General features: G+C 72.8%; 6 protein-coding genes. All 6 read left to right on the forward strand.

Going from position 1 to position 6,459, the window contains the following annotated elements; all coding sequences use genetic code 11:
• Positions 1 to 1,727: translocation/assembly module TamB domain-containing protein (locus tag RBXJA2T_RS00005; protein ID WP_009855242.1), on the forward strand; the 1,727-nt coding region annotated here is incomplete at its 5' end.
• A gap of 185 nt (positions 1,728 to 1,912) precedes the next feature.
• Positions 1,913 to 2,470 carry an iron transporter gene (locus RBXJA2T_RS00010; protein ID WP_009855243.1) on the forward strand — a complete coding sequence of 186 codons (558 nt, stop codon included), beginning with the start codon at positions 1,913 to 1,915 and terminating at the stop codon, positions 2,468 to 2,470.
• Between the two features lie 33 nt (positions 2,471 to 2,503).
• Positions 2,504 to 3,985, forward strand: a complete 1,482-nt coding sequence (locus RBXJA2T_RS00015) for a carbohydrate porin (RefSeq protein WP_029718991.1) — start codon at positions 2,504 to 2,506, stop codon at positions 3,983 to 3,985.
• A 5-nt stretch (positions 3,986 to 3,990) separates the two neighbouring features.
• Positions 3,991 to 4,332 carry a cupredoxin domain-containing protein gene (locus tag RBXJA2T_RS00020; RefSeq protein ID WP_009855245.1) on the forward strand — a complete coding sequence of 114 codons (342 nt, stop codon included), beginning with the start codon at positions 3,991 to 3,993 and terminating at the stop codon, positions 4,330 to 4,332.
• A gap of 28 nt (positions 4,333 to 4,360) precedes the next feature.
• A complete protein-coding gene (locus RBXJA2T_RS00025) occupies positions 4,361 to 5,185 on the forward strand; it encodes an FTR1 family iron permease (RefSeq protein WP_009855246.1) in 825 nt (274 codons plus the stop codon).
• The coding region (locus tag RBXJA2T_RS00030) for a 4Fe-4S binding protein (protein ID WP_009855247.1) at positions 5,182 to 6,459 on the forward strand (1,278 nt) is incomplete at its 3' end. The genes RBXJA2T_RS00025 and RBXJA2T_RS00030, both read left to right, overlap by 4 nt.

Here is a 6,459-nt window from a genome sequence, read left to right on the forward strand (position 1 = left end):
GCCGGCTGGCCCTGCTGGGCGCCGCGCTGCGCTGGCGCGAAGCCGGCTGGCAGGCGCCGCCGCGCGACGGTGCACCGTCGCGGCTGCAGCTGGCGGCCGAACTCGAGCCGCTGGCGCTGGCGCCGTGGCTGCAGCGCGCCCAGCCCGACGCCGGCTGGAGCGGCGACCTGAAGATCGCCGGCCGCGTCGACATCCGCCGCGCCGAGCGTTTCGACGCCGACATCGTGCTCGAGCGCCACGAAGGCGATCTGTCGGTGGTGCGCGGCAACCTGCCGATCGCCTTCGGCTTCACCGGCCTGCGTTTCGCGCTCGCCGCCCACGACGGCCGCTGGGAGACGACGCAGGCCGTCGTCGGCACGCAGATCGGCGTCATCGCCGGCTCCCAGACCGTGCGCGCCAACCCGGCGCTGGCCTGGCCCGAGCCGCAGGCGCCGGTCGACGGCGTCGTCGAGATGCGCATCCCCGACCTCGACGTCTGGAGCGCCTGGCTGCCGGCCGGCTGGCGGCTGGGCGGCACGCTGTTCACGACGGCACAGGTCGGTGGCACGGCGGCGGCGCCGCAGTTCGGCGGCCGCGTCGAGGGCTCGCGGCTGGAGGTCGGCAACCTGCTGCAGGGCGTCGACCTGGACGACGGTTCGCTGCTGCTGACGCTGCGCGGCGAGGCGCTGCGCCTGGAGCAGCTGCGGCTGCGCGGCGGCGACGGCACGCTGGCCATCGACGGCAGCGCGCGGCTGGGCGCGGCGCCGAGCGCCGAGCTCAGCGTCGTCGCCGAGCGTTTCGAGGCCTTGTCGCGCGTGGACCGGCGCATCGCCGTCAGCGGCCGCGCAACGCTGGGGCTGCGGCCCGACGCGCTGGTGCTCGACGGCAAGTTCGGCGTCGACCGCGGCCGCATCGACATCTCGCGCAGCGAGGCGCCGTCGCTGGACGCCGACGTCGTCGTCGAGAACCGGCCGCCACGCCCGGGACAGCGACCGGCGCCGCCAGCGCCGGGCACACGCGAGCCCTCGGCGCTGATGAAGAACAGCCGCGTCGCGCTGGAGCTGGCGCTCGGCGAGGACCTGCGCCTGGCCGGGCGCGGTGTCGACACCGGCCTGACCGGCACGCTGCGCGTGTCGACGCCGCAGGGGCGGCTGGCGATCAACGGGCTGGTGCGCACCGTCGGCGGCCGCTACGCCGCCTACGGCCAGAACCTGGCCATCGAGCGCGGGCTGATCCGTTTCGCCGGCGAGGTGGCAGCGCCGCGGCTGGACATCCTCGCGGTGCGGCCGGACCTGGACGTGCGTGTCGGCGTGACGATCCAGGGCAGCGCGAGCGACCCGCGCGTGCGCCTGTACAGCGAGCCCGAGATGAGCGAGCTGGACAAGCTGTCGTGGCTGGTCACCGGGCGCGCCTCCGAAGGCCTGGGACGCGCCGACACGGCGATCCTGCAGCAGGCGGCGCTGGCGCTGCTGGCCGGCGAGAACGGCGGCCCGTCGACCGGGCTGCTGCAGCGCCTGGGGCTGGACGAGCTGTCGGTCTCGCAGAGCGGCGACGGCGACACGCGCGACACCGTGGTCACGATCGGCAAGCAGCTCAGCGACCGGCTCTACGTCGGCTACGAACGCGGCGTCAACGCCACCGCCGGCTCCTGGCAGCTGATCTACCGCGTTGCGCGGCGCTTCACGGTGCGCGCGCAGACCGGCGACGAGAGCGCCGTCGACGTCATCTGGGCCTGGCGCTGGAACTGAGCGCCGCCGCGCGGCACCGCCGCCGCCACGGCCGGCGTGCGGCCGGCCGAATCCCCCGCCCCGCCAGGCCCATTCATTGACAGCCGTCAACGGCGCCGGTTGACGCGACGCGGAACCCTCGGCAGTATCGGCAATGTTGTTGCGAACCACTCGCATTTGCATTGTTCATAACCGAGAGTCCTTCGATGAAACCGTCCCACTGGGGTGCCGCCCTCGCCATCGCCGCGGCCTGCTTCACCACCTCCGCCTACGCGCTCGAGTACCCGATCGGCACGCCGCAGAACCTGGCCGGCATGGAGATCGCCGCGGTCTACCTGCAGCCGATCGACATGGAACCCGAAGGCCACATGCGCAAGGCCTCGGAGTCGGACATCCACATCGAGGCCGACATCCACGCGCTGGCCAACAACGCCAACGGCTACCCCGAAGGCTTCTGGATCCCCTACCTGCTGATCAAGTACGAGATCACGAAGATCGGCGGCTCGGGCGCGCCGATCACCGGCGACATGATGGCCATGGTCGCCAGCGACGGCCCGCATTACGGCGACAACGTCAAGCTGCAGGGCCCGGGCAAGTACAAGGTCAAGTACACGGTCTACCCGCCCAACGCCAAGGAGAACCCGGCGTCGCCGCTGTACGGCCGCCACACCGACCGCGAGACCGGCGTGCGCCCCTGGTTCAAGCCGTTCACCGTCGAGTGGGACTTCACCTACGCCGGCATCGGCAAGAAGGGCGGGTACTGAACCATGTCCACCCTGCCCCCGAGACACGGGTTCGTGTTGCGCAACGCCCGGCTCGTCGCCGCGCTGACGCTGGCCGGCCTGGCCGGCGGCGCGCAGGCCGCCGGCAGCGAGATCGAGCAGCTCAAGGCCCAGCTGCGTGAGCTGGCCGCACGCTTCGGCCAGCTCGAGCAGCGCAACCAGGAGCTCGAGAAGAAGGTCGGCGAGCTGAGTGCCACGGCTCCCAAGGCGGCGCCGATCGAGGCCCGCGTCAAGGCGCTGGAAGACGCCCAGACGGCAACCGACCAGGCGCTGCTGACCGACCGCCTGAGCGAGAACGAGCCCGAGCTCGTGACGCGGCTGAAGGCCGTCGAGACGCAGACGCTGGCGATGCAGAAGCCGGTGCGCCAGATCGAGGCGCTGGAAGGCATCACCGTCGAAGGCGGCCTGGTCGCGGTGGCGCAGCGCGTCAACGGCGCCGGCACCGACAGCGGCCAGCGCGAGTCGCGCCTGAACTACCGCGGCGACATCGAGGTCACGCTGCCCGGCGGCGAGATCGGCCAGGCCGAGGGCACGATCTACGCCCAGCTGCGTTTCGGCCAGGGCGAAGGCGTCGCGCTGCGCCCGACCTACACCAGCACGACGAACTCGTCGACCTTCCAGGTCGCCGGCGTCAACGACCCCGACTCCTCGTTCGCGGTGCTGGCCCAGGCCTGGTACCAGCTGAACGTGCCGCTGCCCTTCGACGGCTACAAGGCCTACTCGCGCCAGCGCCTGGAGTTCACGGTCGGCAAGATGGACCCGTTCGTCTTCTTCGACCAGAACGCGGCGGCCGACGACGAGACGGCGTTCTTCCTGAACAACGCCTTCGTGCACAACCCGCTGCTCGACTCGGGCGGCGACGCCGGGGTCGACGCCTACGGCTTCACGCCGGGTTTCCGGGCCGCCTACGTCAACGAACAGGACAAGGCGGGGGTCTGGAGCGCGTCGCTGGCGGTGTTCGGCTCGGGCCCGGCGACCAGCTTCTCCGGCTCGCTGGGCAAACCCTTCGTCATCGGCCAGCTCGAGTACTCGACACGCTTCTTCGACGGCCTGCCGGGCAACTACCGGCTCTACGCCTGGCGCAACGGCCGCGCCACCGACCTGGACGGCAACGAGCAGGCGCACGGCGGCTGGGGCCTGTCGATCGACCAGCGTGTGACCGACGACCTGACGCTGTTCGGCCGCTTCGGCAACCGCAGCTCGGGCACGGCGAGCTTCGACCGCGCGCTGACGCTGGGCGGCGAACTCTCGGGCGGTGCCTGGGGCCGCGCCTCCGACGGCCTGGGCCTGGCCGCCGGCCTGCTGCGCACCAGCGACGACTACCGCCGCGTCAGCACGTCGCGCGGCAACGAACGCGTCGCCGAGATCTACTACCGCTACCACGTCAACGAGCAGATCGCGCTGACGCCGGACTTCCAGTGGATCTCGCGTCCGGGCGGCGACGACGGCGCCGGCGACGTCAAGGCCTTCGGCCTGCGCGCCACGCTCGGGTTCTGAGCGCCGTGGCCGCCCGCGTCTCGCGCCGTGCGGCCCTGGCCGCGGTGCTCGCCCTCGGGGCGGGTGCCGCGGCCGCCCAGGGCCAGGCCACCTACCCCGTCGTCATCCAGAACGGCCGCATCGAACCGGCGCGCCTGGAGGTGCCGGCGGGCGTGAAGATCAAGCTGACGATCCGGAACGAGGGCCCCGGCCCGTCGGAGTTCGAGAACCTGGACCTGCGGGTCGAGAAGGTGCTCGGCCCCGGCGCCAGCTCCTTCGTCGTCATCCACCCGCTGCGCCCCGGCAGCTACCACTTCATCGACGAGTTCCACCTGGACCAGCCGGGCATGACGCTCGTCGCGAAATGACGCTCCACACGGAGCACGAAACGTCCTCATGTTGAATGCCCTGATCGTCGTCTGGCGCGAGAGCCTCGAGGCGATGCTCGTCATCGGCGTGCTGCTGGCCTGGATCTCGCGCCAGAGCGAGCCCGCGCCGCTGCGCCGCGGGCTGTGGCTGGGTGCCGGCGGCGGCCTGCTGCTGGCCGCGGCGCTGGGCGCCGCCACCTTCCTGGTGCAGAGCGAACTCGAAGGCCAGGCGCTGGAGGTCTTCCAGGTCGTGATGGTCTTCACCGCCGCCGCGCTGATCGTGCAGATGGTGCTGTGGATGCGCCGCCACGGCCGCGGCATGAAACGCGAACTGGAACGCCAGGCCGGCCAGGCCTCGGGCGCGCTCGGCGTCGGCCTGGTCACCGCGTTCGCCGTCGCCCGCGAAGGCGCCGAGACCGTGGTCTTCCTCTACGGCCTGGGGCTGGAGTCGGGTGGTTCGGCGCTCGCCGCCAACGCCGCGGCCGCGGCGGCCGGTTTCGTGCTCGCCGCCGCCACCGCCGGGCTGATCGCGCGTGGCGCGCGTTTCCTCAGCTACCGCGTGCTGTTCGGGATCAGCGAAGTGCTGCTGCTGCTGATCGCCGCCGCGCTGCTGGCCGGCGGCCTGGACCGCATGATCGGCATGGACTGGATCCCGCCGCTGGTCGACCCGGTCTGGGATAGTTCCGCCCTGCTCGACGACGGCCGCGGCATCGGCCGCGTGCTCGCCGACTTCCTCGGTTACCGCGCGCGGCCGTCGGCGACGGTGCTGATCGGCTACCTGGTGTTCTGGAGCGCGACGATCTGGGCACTGCGGCGCAGCGCCGCGCCGCGCGGCCCAGGCGCGCACGGATGACCGCCGCCGTCCCGATCCGCTTCATGCCCCGGCCGCGCAAGACGCGGCTGGCGCGCATCGGCGACGCGCTGCGCCGCCACCGCCGGGCGGTGCTGGCCGTCCAGTGGTTCGTCGTCGCGTTCTATGCGGCGCTGGTCGTCGTGCCGGTGTTCCTGCCGCTGCCGCCGACGGGCGCGAGCATCGTCTCCAACCTGACGCTGGCGGCGCAGTTCGCGTTCTGGGGCCTGTGGTGGCCGGGCGTGATCCTCAGCACGGCGTTGTTCGGCCGCGTCTGGTGCGGCGTGTTCTGCCCCGAAGGCGCGGTGACCGAGTACGCCAGCCGCCACGGCCTGGGCCGCACGATCCCGCGCTGGGTGCGCTGGAGCGGCTGGCCGGTCGTGGCCTTCGTCTGCACCACGGTCTACGGCCAGCTCGTCAGCGTCTACCAGTACGCGGCGCCGGCGCTGCTGATCCTCGGCGGCTCGACCGTGCTGGCCGCCGCCGTCGGTTTCGTCTGGGGACGCGAGAAACGTGTCTGGTGCCGCTACCTGTGCCCCGTCAGCGGCGTCTTCGCGCTGCTGGCCAAGATCGCGCCCTTGCACTACCGCGTCGACGAAGCCGCCTGGAAGGCCTACCCGGGCCGCCCGCCGCGCGTGGACTGCGCGCCGCTGGTCGACCTGCGCCACATGACCGGCGCCTCCGACTGCCACGCCTGCGGGCGCTGCAGCGGCCACCGCGACGCGATCGAGTTCGCGGCGCGTTCGCCGAGCCAGGAGGTGCTGGCGGCGGCGCCGTCGCGCAACGACCGCGCGCTGGCGCTGCTGCTGGTCTTCGGCACGCTGGGTGTGGCCGTCGGCGCCTTCCAGTGGAGCGTGAGCCCCTGGTTCACCGCGGCGCGCCAGGCCGCGGCGACCTGGCTGATCGACCACGACGCCTTCCTGCTGCTGCAGGACAACGCGCCGTGGTGGCTGCTGACCCACTACCCCGAGGTCAACGACGCCTTCACCTGGCTCGACGGGCTGCTGGTCTGCGGCTACATCGGCGCCTACACGCTCATCACCGGCGTGCTCGGCTGGGCGGCGCTGCGCGGCGCGGCACGGCTGGCCAGCGGCGTCGGCTGGGCGGCGCTGGCGATGGGCCTGGTGCCGATCGCCGGCGCCGGGCTGTTCCTCGGGCTGTCGATGACGACGCTGACCCAGCTGCGCGCCGAAGGCTGGGTGCCGCCGGGCGTGTCCGGCGCGCGCGCGCTGCTGCTCGCCGGCGCGGCGCTGTGGTCGCTGTGGCTGGGCTGGCGG

It is taken from the genome of Rubrivivax benzoatilyticus JA2 = ATCC BAA-35, assembly GCF_000190375.1.
Lineage (GTDB): Bacteria > Pseudomonadota > Gammaproteobacteria > Burkholderiales > Burkholderiaceae_C > Rubrivivax > Rubrivivax benzoatilyticus.